Origin of the sequence: Arthrobacter sp. CAN_C5 (genome assembly GCF_017875735.1) — a bacterium.
GTDB lineage: Bacteria > Actinomycetota > Actinomycetes > Actinomycetales > Micrococcaceae > Arthrobacter_D.
Map to the genome: position 1 here is coordinate 2,857,877 of NZ_JAGGMZ010000001.1, position 16,767 is coordinate 2,874,643.

At 60.9% G+C, this 16,767-nt stretch carries 18 protein-coding genes and 2 pseudogenes; 8 read left to right on the plus strand and 12 right to left on the minus strand.

Features of this window, described 5'->3' with window-relative positions; translation table 11 throughout:
- Window positions 1-103: 103 nt before the first annotated feature.
- Window positions 104-1,054, minus strand: a complete 951-nt coding sequence (gene rpsB, locus H4V95_RS13410; protein WP_209730853.1) for a 30S ribosomal protein S2 — start codon at window positions 1,052-1,054, stop codon at window positions 104-106.
- Window positions 1,055-1,463: 409 nt separating this feature from the next.
- On the opposite strand from rpsB, the gene H4V95_RS13415 reads away from it, so the two are divergent.
- A complete protein-coding gene (locus tag H4V95_RS13415; protein WP_209730854.1) occupies window positions 1,464-2,069 on the plus strand; it encodes a murein hydrolase activator EnvC in 606 nt (201 codons plus the stop codon).
- Between the two features lie 66 nt (window positions 2,070-2,135).
- On the opposite strand, the gene H4V95_RS13420 is transcribed toward H4V95_RS13415, so the two are convergent.
- Window positions 2,136-3,326: an acyl-CoA dehydrogenase family protein gene (locus tag H4V95_RS13420; RefSeq protein WP_196866354.1), complete on the minus strand. Its 1,191-nt coding sequence runs from the start codon at window positions 3,324-3,326 to the stop codon at window positions 2,136-2,138.
- A gap of 264 nt (window positions 3,327-3,590) precedes the next feature.
- Here H4V95_RS13420 and H4V95_RS13425 point away from each other — a divergent pair, with 264 nt between their 5' ends.
- The 3 genes from H4V95_RS13425 to H4V95_RS13435 are packed head-to-tail and all read left to right on the plus strand — an operon-like array spanning window position 3,591 to window position 6,600.
- The gene (locus H4V95_RS13425; RefSeq protein ID WP_209730855.1) at window positions 3,591-5,294 is read left to right on the plus strand and encodes a carbon starvation protein A; all 1,704 of its coding nucleotides are present in this window, start codon (window positions 3,591-3,593) and stop codon (window positions 5,292-5,294) included.
- Window positions 5,295-5,308: 14 nt separating this feature from the next.
- A complete protein-coding gene (locus H4V95_RS13430) occupies window positions 5,309-5,581 on the plus strand; it encodes a cory-CC-star protein (protein ID WP_196866356.1) in 273 nt (90 codons plus the stop codon).
- Entirely contained in the window at window positions 5,572-6,600 is a 1,029-nt protein-coding gene (locus tag H4V95_RS13435; RefSeq protein WP_196866357.1) for an ArsA family ATPase, read from the plus strand. The genes H4V95_RS13430 and H4V95_RS13435 overlap by 10 nt, the downstream gene beginning before the upstream one ends.
- Before the next feature lie 200 nt (window positions 6,601-6,800).
- Here the strand turns inward: H4V95_RS13435 and H4V95_RS13440 are convergent.
- The 3 genes and pseudogenes from H4V95_RS13440 to H4V95_RS18450 form a co-directional block, all read right to left on the minus strand.
- Window positions 6,801-6,965 (minus strand): annotated as a pseudogene (locus H4V95_RS13440) (recombinase family protein); the annotation flags it as partial.
- Window positions 6,966-7,076: 111 nt separating this feature from the next.
- Complete coding sequence (locus H4V95_RS18445; RefSeq protein WP_245345705.1) at window positions 7,077-7,220, minus strand: hypothetical protein; 144 nt, start codon at window positions 7,218-7,220, stop codon at window positions 7,077-7,079.
- A 24-nt stretch (window positions 7,221-7,244) separates the two neighbouring features.
- Window positions 7,245-7,505, minus strand: a pseudogene (locus H4V95_RS18450) (SRPBCC family protein); the annotation flags it as partial.
- A gap of 170 nt (window positions 7,506-7,675) precedes the next feature.
- On the opposite strand from H4V95_RS18450, the gene H4V95_RS13450 reads away from it, so the two are divergent.
- Window positions 7,676-8,599 (plus strand): IS30 family transposase, encoded by a 924-nt coding sequence (locus tag H4V95_RS13450; RefSeq protein ID WP_312884105.1) that lies wholly within the window; start codon window positions 7,676-7,678, stop codon window positions 8,597-8,599.
- Between the two features lie 98 nt (window positions 8,600-8,697).
- On the opposite strand, the gene H4V95_RS13455 is transcribed toward H4V95_RS13450, so the two are convergent.
- From H4V95_RS13455 to H4V95_RS13480, 6 genes are all read right to left on the minus strand, one after another.
- The gene (locus tag H4V95_RS13455; protein ID WP_209730856.1) at window positions 8,698-9,435 is read right to left on the minus strand and encodes a hypothetical protein; all 738 of its coding nucleotides are present in this window, start codon (window positions 9,433-9,435) and stop codon (window positions 8,698-8,700) included.
- Window positions 9,436-9,861: 426 nt separating this feature from the next.
- Window positions 9,862-10,251 carry a DUF1622 domain-containing protein gene (locus H4V95_RS13460; protein ID WP_196868209.1) on the minus strand — a complete coding sequence of 130 codons (390 nt, stop codon included), beginning with the start codon at window positions 10,249-10,251 and terminating at the stop codon, window positions 9,862-9,864.
- Between the two features lie 127 nt (window positions 10,252-10,378).
- Window positions 10,379-11,053: a haloacid dehalogenase type II gene (locus H4V95_RS13465; RefSeq protein WP_196868210.1), complete on the minus strand. Its 675-nt coding sequence runs from the start codon at window positions 11,051-11,053 to the stop codon at window positions 10,379-10,381.
- Window positions 11,054-11,057: 4 nt separating this feature from the next.
- Window positions 11,058-11,879, minus strand: a complete 822-nt coding sequence (locus H4V95_RS13470) for an alpha/beta fold hydrolase (RefSeq protein WP_209730857.1) — start codon at window positions 11,877-11,879, stop codon at window positions 11,058-11,060.
- Window positions 11,880-12,012: 133 nt separating this feature from the next.
- Complete coding sequence (locus H4V95_RS13475) at window positions 12,013-12,399, minus strand: four-helix bundle copper-binding protein (protein WP_245345706.1); 387 nt, start codon at window positions 12,397-12,399, stop codon at window positions 12,013-12,015.
- A gap of 71 nt (window positions 12,400-12,470) precedes the next feature.
- Window positions 12,471-13,760, minus strand: a complete 1,290-nt coding sequence (locus tag H4V95_RS13480) for a bifunctional alpha/beta hydrolase/OsmC family protein (protein ID WP_209730858.1) — start codon at window positions 13,758-13,760, stop codon at window positions 12,471-12,473.
- A gap of 328 nt (window positions 13,761-14,088) precedes the next feature.
- Here H4V95_RS13480 and H4V95_RS13485 point away from each other — a divergent pair, with 328 nt between their 5' ends.
- The 3 genes from H4V95_RS13485 (at window position 14,089) to H4V95_RS13495 (ending at window position 15,516) form a co-directional block, all read left to right on the plus strand.
- Window positions 14,089-14,739: a cysteine hydrolase gene (locus H4V95_RS13485; protein ID WP_209730859.1), complete on the plus strand. Its 651-nt coding sequence runs from the start codon at window positions 14,089-14,091 to the stop codon at window positions 14,737-14,739.
- Window positions 14,740-14,800: 61 nt separating this feature from the next.
- A complete protein-coding gene (locus H4V95_RS13490) occupies window positions 14,801-15,175 on the plus strand; it encodes a co-chaperone YbbN (RefSeq protein ID WP_209730860.1) in 375 nt (124 codons plus the stop codon).
- A 41-nt stretch (window positions 15,176-15,216) separates the two neighbouring features.
- Window positions 15,217-15,516: an antibiotic biosynthesis monooxygenase gene (locus H4V95_RS13495; protein ID WP_209730861.1), complete on the plus strand. Its 300-nt coding sequence runs from the start codon at window positions 15,217-15,219 to the stop codon at window positions 15,514-15,516.
- A gap of 18 nt (window positions 15,517-15,534) precedes the next feature.
- On the opposite strand, the gene H4V95_RS13500 is transcribed toward H4V95_RS13495, so the two are convergent.
- A complete protein-coding gene (locus tag H4V95_RS13500) occupies window positions 15,535-16,680 on the minus strand; it encodes a hypothetical protein (RefSeq protein WP_209730862.1) in 1,146 nt (381 codons plus the stop codon).
- Window positions 16,681-16,767 lie beyond the last annotated feature (87 nt).

Here is a 16,767-nt window from a genome sequence, read left to right on the forward strand (position 1 = left end):
ACTCCTAAGTATGTTGTGTCTAAGAAGAGCTATGCCTGCAGGCGGTGACGCCCGGGCACATGGAGAAGGGGGTGCGGATTTTCACCCGCACCCCCGAATCCAGTTACTTGCTGTCGTCTGCTGCCGGAGCTTCGTCGGCTGCGGGGGTTTCCTCGGTTGCGGCAGGAGCTTCTTCAGCTGCTGGGGCTTCCTCGGTTGCGGCTTCTGCTGGTGCTTCTTCTGCTGCTGGTGCTTCTTCTGCTGCTGGTGCTGCCTCGGCAGGTGCAGCGTCAGCTGCGGGGGTGGAGCTATCGCCCAGCAGTTCGCGCTCCCACTCGGCCATGGGCTCAGCGGCTGCCTCGGCGTCGTTTCCGCCGGAGCGGTTGTGACGGGCGATCAGGCCCTCTGCAACGGCGTCTGCAACCACGCGGGTCAGCAGGTGGACGGCGCGGATGGCGTCATCGTTGCCGGGGATCGGGAAATCAACTTCGTCGGGATCGCAGTTGGTGTCGAGGATCGCGACGACGGGGATGCCGAGCTTCTTGGCCTCGTCGATGGCCAGGTGTTCCTTCTTCGTGTCAACGATCCACACGACCGAGGGAGCCTTGGTCAGGTTGCGGATACCACCGAGGTTGGTTTCCAGCTTGGTGAGTTCGCGGCGGAGGAGGAGGAGTTCCTTCTTGGTGTGCCCGGAACCGGCCACATCGTCGAAGTCAATTTCCTCGAGCTCCTTCATGCGCTGGATGCGCTTGGAGACGGTCTGGAAGTTGGTGAGCATGCCACCGAGCCAGCGCTGGTTGACGTAGGGCTGGCCCACGCGGGTAGCCTGCTCGGCGATGGCTTCCTGTGCCTGCTTCTTCGTACCGACGAAGAGGACAGTTCCGCCGTGTGCAACGGTGGCCTTGATGAACTCGTATGCGCGGTCAATGTAGGACAGTGACTGCTGCAGGTCGATGATGTAGATGCCGTTGCGCTCGGTGAAGATAAAGCGCTTCATCTTCGGGTTCCAGCGACGGGTCTGGTGGCCAAAATGTACGCCGCTGTCGAGCAGCTGACGCATGGTAACGACTGGCATGTCGTTCCTTTCTATCGGCAGGGCGCGAAGCGCCTGTTCTGCCTGTTGACGGTTGCTAGTGTTCCGTTCGGGTTGAACGTCACTCCTGGTACCCGTTGGTTTTCACCCACTGGCCCAGCACCGGACGATTGTCCGGACCGTTGGACCCGTGCCCTTCGCTTCCATGAGGGTTGCGGGGGAACGTAGTACGCGTAGTCAGCTGCTGGCGATCCATTCCCGTCCGGATGTTCTCCGGGCACGCAGAATCGCAGCAAACTGCTGTATCGAGTGTACTACAGGGCTGACATCACCCGGGACGCGCCAGAGGCGGCGGGCGGTAGGTCGCTGGCGGGTCTCGTAACCCGCTGCGGATACCCACATTTCTCTCGATGGCACCCCACGGCTACTCGGACGGGGAAACACTGAGGGAATGACGTCGCGATCGTGGCTCCACCGGCTGGCCCTGTTGGCGACGTTGCTGGTCACGGCGCTGGCACTCACTGGTTCGTCGGCTCCTGCACAGCGGCAGGTGCCAGTAGTAACAACAACATTGGCAACGTCAGCAGCGTCGGGTCAGGAGTATGAACCGCCGTGGAGCTGGCCGCTCTCCCCCACCCCCGTGGTCTTGAGGCAGTTCGATCGCCCGGAGCAGCCGTGGCTGCCTGGGCACCGGGGCGTCGATCTGGCGGCGGATGAAGCGGCCCGGATACTTAGCCCTGCGACAGGAAGGGTGGTGTTCGCTGGCTGGGTCGTGGACCGGCCGGTGGTCACGGTGGACCACGGAGGTGGGGTGCTCAGCAGCTTCGAACCGGTAAATGCCATCCTGGACCGCGGTCGGGTGGTCCGGGAGGGGCAACTGCTCGGCACTCTCGCTAGCGGATCCGGTTCGCACGGATCCGGTTCGCACGCGGCCACTTCCCACTGTCCGTCGAGCTGTCTGCACTGGGGTGTGCGGGTCGACGGGGAGTATGTAAATCCGTTGAACTACGTCACGGATCGTCGACCGTCGGTCCTTCTGCCGTTGCATGGCCCTTGATGCCGAACCTTCACCTGTACTAGGCAAGGGTTCGGCACCGGGGTCAGGCACGAAGGGTGCGCCGGATTAGACGAACGCGGCGATCCCGGTAATCGAACGGCCCGTGACGAGCGTGTTGATCTCGTGGGTTCCCTCGTAGGAGTACACGGCTTCGGCGTCGGAGAAGATCTTGGCCATCTCGTAGTCGGTCACAATGCCGTTGCCGCCGAGCAGGCTGCGCCCCATTGCAACGGTCTCCCGCATCCGTGCGGTGGTGAAGGCCTTGGCCAGCGCCGACTGTTCGTCCTTGGCCTGACCTTCGTCCTCCAGCTGGGCCAGCCGAACCATCATGCCCATTGAGCTGACCGTGTTGCCCAGCATCTCGACCAGCTGCTGCTGGACCAGCTGGAAGGAGGCGAGGGGACGCCCAAACTGGTGGCGTTCAACCGTGTAGCGCCGGGCGACGTCGAACGCTGCAAGCTGCTGTCCCACGGCCTGCCAGGCTACCGACAGACGGGTGACCTTCAGGACCTTGTTCGTGTCCTTGAAGCTGTTGGCACCCTTCAGGTGGAAGTCATCGTGGACCACGAGGTTGTCCAGAGTGATGTCAGCGTTTTCGACAGAGCGCAGGGCGATCTTGTTTTCGATCTTGGTGGCGCGGTAGCCCTCGAGCTTGGTGTCGACGAGGAATCCCTTGACCTGGTTGTCGGCGAGGTCCCGTGCGTAGATGACCACCCAGTCGGAGAAGGTGGCGTTGCCGATCCATCGCTTCGCCCCGTTGAGGATCCAGTTGTCACCCTCACGGCGGGCCGTGGTGCGGGTGCCGCCTGCTACGTCGGACCCGCCCAAGGGCTCGGTCAGGCCGAAGGCGCCGATCTTCTTCATCGAGTAGATGTCCGGCAGCCAGGCTTCCTGCTGCTCCTCCGAGGCGAGCTCCTCGATTGACCCGGTGAACAGGCCATCGTGGACGCCCATGAAGGTAGCGATCGAAGTGTCGGCACGCGTGAATTCGGCGTGCACCAGCCCCGCGAACAGGTTGGAATAGCCCTGGCGGCGAACGGGGCTCATGACGTCCAGTTCGGCGAGCTTCGGGATGAGGTGCTGTGGGAAGGTTGCCTCGTTCCACCATCCAGTGGCGTGAGGCTTCACCTCGGTGTTGAGGAACTGACGAACCTCGTCCAGCCGGTCTCGTTCCTTCTGGCTCAGTAGCGCCTCGAAGGAGTAAAAGTCGCCGTCGGCGTACGGCAGGTTGTTTACATCGATGACCGGCTTGCTCATGAGGGTGTCCTTTTGGTCGTCCAGTAGTTCTCACGACTATGTTACCCACGAGTAACTTCCCTGCCAATTGGGCAGCACACAGCAAAGTCCCCGGAACAGGATGTTCCGGGGACTTTGGCTTCGGTAGGGGGCGCGGCGCCAAAAATCCTCGTTTCTGGCCCGAGCTGACCATCGTCAGTATCGGGTAAACGTTTCTGGCGACGACGACGAAAAATACATATAGTCTAGGTCACACCCACTGGGGGCCCACTAGATCGGAGCGTCATGAATTCCGTCGTCCTTGCGCTGACTGGCGTCGCCATGATGACCCTTGGGTATTTTTTGTACTCACGGTTCCTCGGCCGTCGCATCTACAAATTGCAGGAGTCTTTTGTCACTCCTGCTCATGAGCTGAGCGACGGGGTTGATTACGTACCCACGAACAAATACGTCCTCTGGGGCCACCACTTCACCTCGGTGGCCGGCGCTGCCCCCATCGTGGGCCCCGCCATTGCCGTCATCTGGGGTTGGATGCCAGCCTTCCTCTGGGTGACCATCGGCACAGTCTTCTTCGCCGGCGCTCATGACTTAGGTGCACTGTGGGCATCATCCCGGCACAAGGGCCAGTCCATCGGGTCGCTCTCCGGAAAATACATTGGTCCGCGTGGGCGCAACCTTTTCCTGGTGATCATCTTCCTCGTGCTGCTCATGGTCAATGCCGCATTCGCCGTGGTGATCTCCGGCCTGCTTACCAGCACCCCTACCGCCGTCATACCTACCTGGGGTGCGATCATCGTCGCCCTCCTCATCGGTCAGGCCATCTATCGCTTCAAGTGGAGCCTCCCGTTGGTCTCCGTTGTGGGCGTCGTCGCCCTTTACGCCCTGATCCTGATCGGGGACCAGTTCCCGGTGGTCCTGCCGGAGACAATCCTCGGACTCTCGGCCACCTCCTTCTGGATCGTGGTTCTGTTCCTCTACGCCGGCGTTGCCTCGGTCCTGCCCGTCTGGATGCTCCTGCAGCCACGCGACTACATCAACGGCCTCCAGTTGTTCATCGCCCTCGGCATCCTCTATGGCGCAATCCTGATCTCGGCCCCAACCCTGGTGGCTCCCGCTTTCAATGAGGCCGTACCGGAGGGCACCCCCAGCCTCATCCCGTTGCTCTTCGTCACCATTGCATGCGGAGCGATCTCTGGATTCCACGGCATCGTCTCCTCGGGCACGTCCTCCAAACAACTCAATAAGGAGACGGATGCCCGCTTCGTCGGCTACTTCGGGGCCGTTGGAGAGGGTCTGCTGGCACTGGGTGCGATCATCGCCACGACGGCGGGCTTCCGCACCATCGCGGACTGGGAGCAGGTCTACAGTGCATTCGGCCAGGGTGGGGTGGGCGCGTTCGTTGAAGGCGGCGGCGCCATCGTCAACAGCGGCCTAGGTATTCCTGCAGGGCTGAGCGCCACCATCCTCGCGACAATGGCTGTCCTCTTCGCGGCGACCACCATGGACACCGGCATCCGTCTGCAGCGTTTCGTCGTGCAGGAAGCGGCAAGCATCATGGGAGTCACTATCAACAAGTTGGTGGCAACGGTGATTGTGCTGGCCATCGCCATGGGCCTGACCTTCGGCGCAGGCGCAGACGGTGCGGGCGGCATGCTGATCTGGCCGCTGTTCGGCACCACCAACCAGTTGCTGGCAGGCCTGACCCTATCGATGATCGCCGTGATCCTCCTACGTAAGGGCCGCCCCGTCACTCCCGTGCTCGTGCCGCTCCTGTTCCTGCTGGTGATGTCCGTCTACGCACTTATCGTTCAGATGGGCCAGTTCTACGCTGCCGAGAACTGGCTGCTACTCGTGCTTGACGTGATCATCTTGATTGCCGCGGTATGGGTAATCTTCGAGTCAGCCATCGCCATGGTGCAGGCAAAGAAGAACCCGCCGGAGCTGGAAGATGATGAGCGCGAACGAGCCAGTGCCCGGACGCGCTCCTAACAGTGATCCCGTACATGTTCCTGCACCGGCTGCGGACCGCACAGGAGCATGTACGGGCCGGGTTGCACGAGTTCTACATGGCGCCCTACCGGCGGACGTTCGCCCGTGCACAGCGGGATGAGGAGGATCTTTTCATGATGCTGGTCCTCTCGGAGGCGCTGGGCGTGCCCAACCCCGCAAGCTACTACACGGTGGAACTACTGCCAGTGGTGTATGACCGATTTCACGACTGGCACCGCCGGATGGGCATGGAACGTTCGCCACTCGACCACATCTCGTGCTGCTAGACCTGGCCGCTGCCCGTCGGGTGCTCTTCGTGGGCGGGAAGGGCGGCGTGGGCAAGACCGCCGTCGCCTCCGCCGTCGCGCTCGCCCAGGCCCGTGCGGGCCGACGGGTGCTCGTCGTCTCCACCGACCCAGCCCACAACCTGGGTCACCTTTGGGAACGCCCTGTCGGGGACCGGATCACTTCCCTCGCACGGGGGATCAACGCCGGCCCGGGGAAACCCGGCGCCCTCGATGGGATTGAAGTAGACCCGATCGCCACCACTGAGGCGCACCTCGCAGCCGTGGGGACCACCATCCGCAAGCTCATGCCCGAGCACCTCGCCGGTGAGGTCGACAAACACATGCAGCTCGCCCGGGACTCCCCCGGAGCGCACGAATCCGCGGTCCTGGAGCGCATCGCAGAGCTGGTAGACCTTGGACTCCGCGAGTATGACCTCGTCGTCTTTGACACCGCACCGTCAGGACACACTGCACGCCTGATGGCCCTTCCCGAAATCATGTCTGCATGGACCGAAGGGTTGCTGCGGCGTCGGGGACGGTCAGAGCGCTTCGGCGCCGCGCTGCGCGGCCTGGAAGACCGTGATGCAGCAGAGGCCATCCTGGGCACCGAACGGTCACCAGAGCCGGCGGAAGAGCGCGATGCGCAAATTCGACGGATTCTCCTGCGCCGACGTGAGCGCTTCGAATCGCTGCGCACGGTCCTCGTCGACGAGCAGCGCTGCGCCTTTGCCATCGTCCTCGCCGCCGAGAGGCTACCCGTGCTTGAGACCGTGGAGTTGCACCAGCAATTGGTCCGCGCAGGCGTCCATGTGGGCGCGCTGGTGGTCAACAAACGATCACCCTCCGACGCCGGCGGTTTCCTCGCGGACCGACGCACGCTGGAAGACGCCCACCTGGCGACCCTGCGCGAGTCCCTGCCGGACATCCCGCTGCTGCAAGTGCCCTTGCTGCCAGGAGACATTGTGGGAGAACAGGCGCTCGAACGGTTCGGTACCGCCCTCATCCCCGCGTCGGACTAGCGGTTCTCATCTCGGTTCAAGGCAGAAGTACTGCCGGGATCAATAAGCGAAAGGTCTGACATTCTTCGGATCTTTGATTCAGAAGATGCTTATCGCGGTGGCTGGGGCGCAGGAAAGTACTTGGCAACGCGGTTTGTCCACATCCCGACGCTAGCCCAGTCTGAGTGCCTAATGAGACGCATGTATGAGCCAATTCCACCTGCGAGGGCTTCGTCGAATTCTGGTCTTTCACGGTTGGTGCCGGTGAGTCCGTGGTCGACGTAGATCCGGTCTTCGGGCACATTCAGTGAGACGAGGGAGTTGCGTTGGGCGGTGAGGTCTTGTTCGTTGGTGGATACGCGTGCGTATCTGTGAACTGCAGACATATCTGGCGTGTTTTTCGCAGCGCTATTTGACCTGCCCGCTTGGGGTCCAGCAACCTGGCTAGCCTCGCTGGGTTGCGACTCGGGTTCAGCTGGCCGCGCCGAGTAACCCGGTCATGACCGGGCTTCCTCAGCTGCAGCAATGGACTCGGCGATCCGCTTTATCGCGGCAAGCGATTTCGGGATGCCATCGAGCGCCTGCTGAGTGCGGTCGGTAATCTGAACGTACGCCCCGTCACCATACTTCTCCTCGAACATGGCTATCCCGGCCGGCAGAAATTCCCAAGACTCGCCCAGGGCCGTCCCGGTATTTGCTGGAATGAGAGTAAAACCCCAACGGACCAAGCTCCCACCCACCACCCAGGCGAACTCGCGACCGCGATCGGCAGCGACGACCTGTGAGCGGGTCTCCCAAGAACGGTGCGGGAGCTCATTACGCCCGGTGAACCAGGAACCGACCTGGCCGGCGTCGACCTCGTCATCCCACCAACACGACGTACATACCGGACTCCACTCGCCGGTGCGGGTGATGTCGGAGACCAGGTCGTCTTGGTGTCATAGCCTCGTAGCAACAAACATTGTTGGGTAGAGGGAGTTGCTGGTGGCGCGGAGGTTGTTAACCTTTTGCTGATCGGGCGGACATTGCGGTGGGGATTCGGGCGGGCCATACGGACCGTCAGATCGGGACGGAGATCGGTCGTGACCATACGATCGTGTGGCGGGAGCGGCTCCGGAACTCCACGAAGACCCGCGGCTACAAACCCGTGGCCGCGGACTGTAAGGCCGAGACGCGTCGTAAGCGTCCGCAGATACGCAAAATCAACGCGGACCCGGTCCTTCTGGCCCGGGTGAAAGCTGACCTCTTCCGGTCTCGGACACCACGTCAGATCGCTGGGCGTTTGCTTTTGGAGGCCACGGACTCCAGCGTTGAACCCATGGTCAAATCCCCCGACGCCCAAGGCCGGACCGTGTCCCACGAAGCGATCTACCGGTGGATCTACGCGATGCCCAAAGGCGAGCTCGCACGCGAAGGGATCATCCTGCAATCCAAGCGCACCATGCGTAAACGCCGCCGGCCTCTGGGTGAGCGTACCGGCGGGAGGATCATCGGGATGGTCAGCATCGATGACCGGCCAGAGATCGCCTCCGACCGCCGCGTCCCAGGATCGTGGGAAGGTGACCTGGTAGTCGGTAAGGCCGGCAAAACAGCTGTCGCGACCCTGGTGGAGCGCTCCAGCAGGTTCCTGATCATGCTGGGCCTGCCCGAGGGTAAAAAGGCCGCTGGCCTGGCGGATGTGCTCATCGATCGGGTCAACGACCTGCCAGCGCTGATGCGCGGTGCGCTGACCTGGGACCAGGGCACCGAGATGGCCCGCCACGCCCAACTCACCGTGGCCACGGACCTGCCCGTGTACTTCGCCCACCCCCACTCTCCCTGGGAACGGGGCACGAACGAGAACACCAACCGCCTCATCCGGGAGTACCTACCCAAAGGCATCGAGATCACCAGCCACCAGCCCTACCTCGACGCCATCGCCGACGAACTCAACGACCGACCCCGCGCCACTCTGGGCTACCTCACACCACGAGAAGTATTCACCAAACTACTCAACGACAACGTTGCTACCACCGCTTGACACCAAGCGTAGAACGTCTCGGCTGACGCCCGAACCGCGACGGACTCCTGGTGATGGCGCATGCTTGTCCGACTCATCGGTCCATCCTCACAGACCGATCACTTCTTCTGGCGTCGGCTGCCACCGTGCCAGTCCTCCTGCTGACCGACCGTATCGGCGTTGACACCAAAGGCAGCAAGCTGTGGCTGCTCGCGCAGGCTCCGCTTGAGCTCCGCGAAACCAGGGAAGCGTGCCAGCCCGACCACATGGTCCCACAGCTCGGCGGCCGAATCTTCCTCTGGTAGCCGGCTGATCACCGGCCCGAAGAAGGCCACCCCAGCCGGCGGCTCAAAGTGAATGATGGGCGTGCCCACATCCTTACCCGTCAGCGCTAGCGCCTCATCTGTCTCCTGGCGGATCTCGCTGTCCCAGGACTCGTCGTCGAGAGCCTCCGCCAGTGCCAGGGGCAAGCCAGCTTCGGCGAGGATCGGCTCCAAGAACTCACGTGTCCCACGCCGCTCACGCACTTCACCCTCGGTGCGCTGGTCGACCGGGTCTAAGGCAGAATCGAAGATGTGCGCTCCGAACGCAGCATACAACTCGGCCATCGACTCGCGGCCATGCTCCGCACGTGCCCGGGCCGCCACCCGCAGAAGCCGGAGCCCCGCCGTGTGTCCGGCCTCGTACTCAGGCGGAAAATGCGCGTCATAGTCAACCTCGGAGTTGATCAAACGCAACGAGAAGAACCGCCAGTCCACGGTGTAGTCGCGCTGCGCCTGCACCTGCCGCACCCACTTGCTCGTCATCCAGGCGAAAGGGCAGACCGGGTCGAAATAAAAGTTGATGTCGGCTTTCATACGTCCACGTTTACACCGGTTGGTAACCCACGTCTAATCGAATTAAGGCCCCAGCCCAAAAAGGTTGGACACTCGTGACTCTCACCCACGGCAACGGCCATCTGACTTTCAATCAGTTCTGGGGCGGCTTGAGGATCAGGGTTGACGGCACACCGATTGTCTGACCGTCCCGGGTTTGATGCTGCTATCTTCTGTGAGAAAGATGGTAACTAGGCCCAGGCAGTTTCCTCCCGAAGTCCGCGTTCGTGCAGTTCGCATGGTAGCGGATCGGTTTTCCGAATATCCCTCCGTTTATACCGCCTGTAAGGCGCTGGCGCCGAAGCTGGGAATCGGTGCTAAATCGCAGCGTCGTCATGTGCGGGATTGCACGGTACCGTCTGGTTTAGGCATGGGTGTGGCCTGTCGGGTTGGGCGGAACGACCTGGTTCAGTGGAACGTCGTTGGCGGTGGGCTTTGTTTCATAGCGTGTTTATTGAAGCTGGACTTTTGCCAAGGCCATTTTCCTGTGATCTCTAGTTCAAGCGAGAAGCTAAGGAAAGTTCGGATGAGAACAATGAGTGCGAGGACACCTACGGAGTAAAAGGTTGGGGTTACTGCGACCGTGCGAATGATGTCTCCGGCGACGAGGAACTCAAGGCCGAGCAAGATCGACCGTCCCAAACGCCGTCGGTAGGTGTCATAGATGTCGCGCTCTTTTCGTTTCATTAGCGCCGCTGCCGCGAGCAACGTCGCCACGAGCATGCCCGCAACAATAACAAGGACTCCCGCAACCTCGATGCCGGTACCAATGATTTCTACGACGTTCTGCAAATCCATCTGTTCCGCCCATCTCGACCGCTTAAAGGTGCAGAACGGTCAGCGACTTAGTTTACGATTTTATTTACTCTCCGGACATTGAGTATGCGGCTTCAACTTGTGATCCGGGCTGGCATGAAACCCGATTTCAACGCGCGGCGATCTTGTCTGCGAGAACTAAAAGATCCTCGGCTTCGATGTCCGGTGGCGTGAAGTAGGAGGGGTAAGAAGCACCCTCGCGATTAATCCACGCGGTTTGCAATCCGGCGACATTCGCGCCGTGAATGTCCCATGGGTGCACGGCAACGAGCAATAGTTGGTTCGCTGATTGGTTGAGCTCACGGGCCGCATAGTCGTATGCCTCGCTCGCTGGCTTCCACCGGGGTGCGTCCTGGACACTGAGGAACCGGGAGAACTTATCCTGAACGCCTCCCCGTTCCAGGAGGTCCTCCGCCACCGAGGTGGCACCGTTGCTGAGGGTTATCAGCTGGGTGATGCGGCTGAGCGCCTTAATGCCGGGGGCTGCATCCGGATGCAAGGGGAGATTCTTGAAGACTCCCATGATCGCTTCGATCTGCTTTTGGTAGTCCCCTTGTCCTGAAGTTTGGGCTAGGTGGCGGGAAAGATTGTCGGTGGCAAGGTCAGCGAACGCAGGGTTGTTCCCGGCGGCGGTGAGGGCGAATCCGTCGCGGAGGACTTCCGTAAACCACAGTCGTGCAAGGGAAGCAGGTGCCCCTGCGCGGTTGAATGCCTCCGCAAGAGGGCCCATGTCGGAGAGGGTTTCATTGACGTCGAAAACGATGACGGATGGTGTAGCGGTCATTCGGTTAGTCCTTTCGGCTTTCGGTAAGAAGCGAGTTGATGGCGGCGGCGATGGCCTGCGGGTGGTCCTCAGGAGTGAAATGCTTCCCTCCCGGTATTCGGATAAGGTCCGCTCCGAGATCAGCGGCGAGCCGTTCCCCGTACTTGATCTTCTGGAACGCATCGGCTTCACCCCACACCACCCGTGCCGGTAGGTTCAGGGCCGCCAACCGGTCGGCGATGTCTAGGGTGTCCTGAACGTTGAGGGCGGAGACTTGGCGCATCATGCTTCGCGCCGCACCTTGGGCTACATACGGTCCCCAGTGCTCCGCGAGGGATTCCAGGGCGATATTCCGGTCATCATGCCCGCGGTGGATCAACTGGACGAACGTCGGGTACATCAGCAGCTGTGGTAAAACCGCCAACACCGGTGCCACCCGCTGCATCGCCTTCACACTGGGAATGGGCCACGAATCGTAGGACACAGAATTGGTGAGGACCAGCCCGGCGAAGCGTTCCGCTGCCCGCACGGTGGCAATCTGTGCAACTCCTCCGCCGAGATCGTGGCCAACCAGGACCGGTGGTTCGTCCAGGTCAAGGGATTCAATCCACTCCACCAGGTATTCAGCCTGAGCTGACAGACCGATGTCGAGGTCTTTCCCATCGGGGATGCTCGATCCGTAGCCGGGCATTTCCCATGCCAGTGTTTTGCCGTCGACCAGCGGCATGACGTGGCGCCAGAGCCGGGGCGAGGTGGGGATGCCGTGCACAAGAACGACGGGACTGCCCGTACCGTGCTCCGCCCATCGGGCGCGCCTGCCGTTAATCATTGTCGATCGTGTTTCCACGCACTTCTCCAATCACCATTGCGGGGCATCGCTCTTCCATGACGGCGCCGGAATAAGCCCACCCTGCCAGCTTAACCAGACCGCCTGTTCGGCGATGCAACATCGGTGAAGACGTGGAAAGGGTTTGCTGACTTCAGAATGGCCGTGGAAGTAGATCTTGGCAGGCTTGTTCGCAGCGGCGGCATTCCTCGGCAGCGATCCGGCAGGATGGGTAGGTCTCGGCGTGTTTTTCATTTTCGATAGCGCTTGTGGTGCAGAAGTCTCTACATGCCATAAGGATTGTCTTCAGCAGATTGCCGTCGACGTCGGTCAGCCGGGAAAGGAACCGGCCGGTGGTGACGCAAAGTTCAGCACAGTCCAAGTTGAGACGAATACACTTCCGCAATTCAGCTACCGTCTCTTCTGCCATGCAGGCGTCCGCGCAGGCGTCGCTTGCCTGTGCGCAGGAGAAGGCAGCTTCAATGCATGCGGTCATCGCTTGGCCCAATGACGGCTCACCGTCGGGGTGTGCGGCCATCATGGATCTAGTCGTACTCATAGTTTCTCCCACAGAAGTGCCGTCATATTCAGACTGTTCAATATTGCGACTATTCATTTCAGCACCTTCGTCTCCGGGTTGTCCCGGAAGCTGGTCCGTCCAGGGTCTGTGTCGGAAATTATCGTTCCGATGAGGATTTCCGAGCGTAGGGTGCGGTGGACTGGGCACTTGTCGGCGATTTCGCGCAATCGTTGACGCTGATCCTCGTCGAGGTCGCCGTCGAAGCGGATGACCCGTTCGATTCGATCCAACTTTCCCGTTTCGGTCTCGCAGTCGGCGCAGTCCTGTGCGTGGATTCTGCTGTGTCGCAGTGAAACCGTCACCTTTTCCAACGGCCATTTCTTGCGGTCAGCATACATCCTGACGGTCATCGAAGTGCAGGCGCCCAGGCTGGCTAGTAGGAATTCGTAGGGCGACGGGCCGGTATCGGTACCGATCGGGGCGGGTTCATCCGCGCTCAACCGGTGCCCGCCGACCATCACTTCCTGGGCGAATGCTCCGACTCCTGTCTCAGCCACGACGACGAGTCCTTCAGCTGGGTCATCAACTGCGCGCGGAAGACCCGAATCCGTGGGCACAGCGAAGGCGAAGCGGTGTGCCCACGTTGCAAGCATTGAAGCAGCGAACGCAGCATCGGCAGGGTCGGTGAGTAGATGGTCGGCCCCATCGAGGGCAACGAACGACTTCGGGTGACGAGCCGTCTCGTAGATGCGCCGCGCGTTATCCGCGTCCACGGTAGTGTCACTGGGCGAATGCATGACTAACAGCGCCGAGCATAGCTGACGAATGCGGTCGGCTTGCGGCTGCGCGGCAATATCGTCGAGGAATTGCCGGCGGATGCGGAACGGTCTGTCGCCGAGGATAACGTCTGCCTCCCCTGAGGTTTCAATCTCTGCCCTGCTCTCCCCCAACAGATGCACAAGGTGGTCGGGGTCAGCTGGGGCGCCGATGGTGACCACCGCCCGCACCTCAGGTATTTGAGCGGCCACGGCGAGCACCGCGGCCCCACCGAGCGAGTGTCCAATCAGAATCGACGGGGCCGTGAAACCTTTGCGAAGATAGTCGGCAGCGTGAATCAGATCTTCAATGTTGGAGCTGAAGTTCGTATTGGCGAAGTCGCCACCTGATTGGCCGAGCCCAGTGAAATCGAATCGGAGAACGGCAATACCGTAATCGGTGAGCGCCCGGGAAATTCTCGCAGCTGCGAGCACGTCCTTGCTGCAGGTAAAACAATGCGCGAACAAGGCGTAGGCCAGGGGCTGGGACTCCGGCAGATCGAGCCGTGCCGCCAGTAAAGCTCCCTGGGAACCAAGGAATTCGACTTTCTCGCCGTGTCCGGCCATTGCTGCTCATCTCCATTGTCTTTCATGCCCATCACACCGACTCGATTCTTCTTCCGAAGCTTTTCATATCCATAGCGGGTTCGCCGTGGCTTCAGGGAACGATATGCGCCACCTGCCCGAAGTTCTGTGTCCTGGAATACAGATCCTGTCCCCACAGTGTTCACGATCCGCCGCGTCAGTCTCCAGACGAGGATCCGATCTTTGGCAGTTGGGCTCAGTTCCTGGCTGTGTCTGGGAACGGTGTCCTGGCTTACAGAACAATGTGCGGTGGCGTCCTAGCGTTTGGATGGAATTCCGTTGGGGATTCAACACTCATCTGAGGAGAGCCATGCAATTTGACCCGTCCACGACAGCACTCGTGCTGACCGACCCGCAAAACGATTTCCTTAGCTCCGACGGTGTCACCTGGGAACTAGTCGGCAACAGTGTCCAGGAGAATAACACCGTCCAGCACATCGATCAGCTGCTCGCCGCGTCGAAAACCGTCGGCTACAAAGTGTTCATTTCACCGCACTACTATTTCCCCCATGACCACCTGTGGGAGTTCGGTGGAACGCTGGAAACGAAGATGCACGAGATCGGAATGTTCAACCGTCCCGGCCCGCTGAACTTGGATGGTTTCGAAGGTTCCGGCGCTGACTGGCTGGAACAGTACAAGCCCTACATTCAGGATGGCAAGACCGTCGTGTGCAGTCCTCATAAGGTGTACGGTCCCGAACAAAACGACCTGGTACTGCAATTGCGTAAGCGTGGGATCAGCAAAGTGATCCTCGCGGGAATGTCGGCCAACCTCTGCGTCGAAAGCCACCTACGGGAACTGTTGGAGCAGGGGTTTGACGTGGCTGTAGTCTCTGACGCCACGGCGGCCGCGCAACACCCCGAGCTGGGAGACGGGTATGCCGCCGCGATGACCAATTTTAATTACATCGCTGGCGCCGTGCTGACCACCCGCGAGGCCCTCGCTGCTATGTCCGCCTGAACTTGGGATGCCCAGACAGTATTTCCTTTCCAGACCCCGTCCACTATTAAGGAGTAATCCGATGGCAACCATTGACATCACCAGCAGGACCTTCGAATCAGTTCTCGACACCAATGAAATCGTCCTAATCGACTTCTGGGCCGGCTGGTGTGCACCCTGCCGCATGTTCGCCCCCACCTACGGTGCAGCATCCGACAACCACCCGGATGTTGCATTCTCGAAAGTCGACACGGAAGCCGAACAAACACTTGCCGCACAGGCCGGGATCAGCTCCATACCCACCTTGATGGCTTTCCGTGACAAGGTACTGGTCTTCTCACAGCCAGGAGCGCTCGACGCGGCCGCCCTGGAGGAAGTCATTACCGATGTCAGAGCACTCGACATGCAAGCCATCCGTCAGGGTCTCGTGGAGGATAAATCCCGAATTGGCAACTAGCTGGTAAGACATACCCATCACCCGACAGACAGGACCAGTACTTGGTTTATGAACATGCTCAACTCACTATCCGCCCCGACGGGCATGAAGAATTCCGTGCCACGTATCCAGCTATCCGGGAAAACCTCCTGGCTGTTCAGGGGTGCCGGTCGGTAGACCTGCACCCCAGCGTCGACCAGCCCGACATCTATTTGCTTCGGGTGGGATGGGACTCTCTGAGCGATCACACCGAGGTTTTCCCCGACACCGAGCAGGGACGCACCGTCTTGGCCTTGCTACAAGTCCACGTCACGTCCGTGGGAATGATTCACTTCGACGCGGACACCGTGGATCCTCACTAGATGTTTTGGGGCGGGTGGTCACCCGTTTCTGACTCTTAGAGGGAGTAAGGTCCGTAGTTCCCTGTTTTCGTCGGGGTCCAGGACGGAGTGCTGGGTGCAGGCGGGCACGAGCTGGCCCGTCTGCGGGTGGGCCATGGTGTACATACAGGCACCCAGCCGTTCCTGGGCCTCGCGGACAGCGGGATCATCGCTGACTTCACCTTGTTCCATGAGCGCCCACGCGGGCGCAACAACCTTCGAGTCCATGAAGTTATGCACAACGAAGGTTTTGACGCCGAGACGCTTGCTTCGCCATGCACGCCACACCGCCCGGATCCCTCCGGCCCGTTTGATAATGCGCCGGCCGAGCCCAGCGAGAACAGCCGCGTCGCCAGGGTGTCGCAATGCTGCACGCAGGATGCGCGCTGCAAGGACCAACCGGGGTTGACCTCCGAAAAACATGCCGCCGTGGTGGTCGAGCAGACGGTCGCGGGCGGCAATATCTGCTGGATCTGCTGGATCGATGGCGACCGCAAAGGTGCCTTCCGCCGACACGCCCGTCGTATAGCGGTTGCACCGCGGGTCGCCGAACTGGGTGCCCTGCCAAGGGAGCTTCTGGCCCGCACCGTGTTCAATCTGCTCCCACACGTCGTCAATGCTGATCTCGTCGAAGTCCTCTTTCCAGCGGCGGTCGTCCCCCATGAACGCAGCAGGCTGGAAAGAGAGCATGTTGTAGGGCATCGGTAGCACCGATGCGGTCACCTCAGCCACCTCGCCGAGGTTTGACGGCGTCACTGTCATGTTATGGGCGAGGTAAGAGTAAACCCCATAATCCCGGCGGAGATCCGCGAACATACCCGCGAACTTCAGACGGAAGGGTTCCAGTTCGGCTTCGCTACGTGGGCGTACGGCGCCTCGTCGTCCCCTCATCAATGAATCAAAATGAGCGGCAAAAGATACCCGGTCGAAGCGCGGCTTCCCGTCCGGTCCGAGGACCACAGCCAGCAGGTAGGAATAATCAAAATCGCCGTGAGTCATGGACATCGGTTCGCGGCCGTTAGCTCGCATCGCCTGCAGCGCCGCCGCATGATCGTCCGCCTCCAACAAGCTCACCTCACCACCGATGAGCTGCGCATGAGCGCGGGGGCCACGGACACTGCGAAGATATTCCATCTGCCGGGCCACCTCGCGAAGGGTGTGGGTCCCATCTACGCGGACCTGATTAGCCTCCGCCGAGTGATAGCACGGAGAACAGGTCAGATTACATTTCGG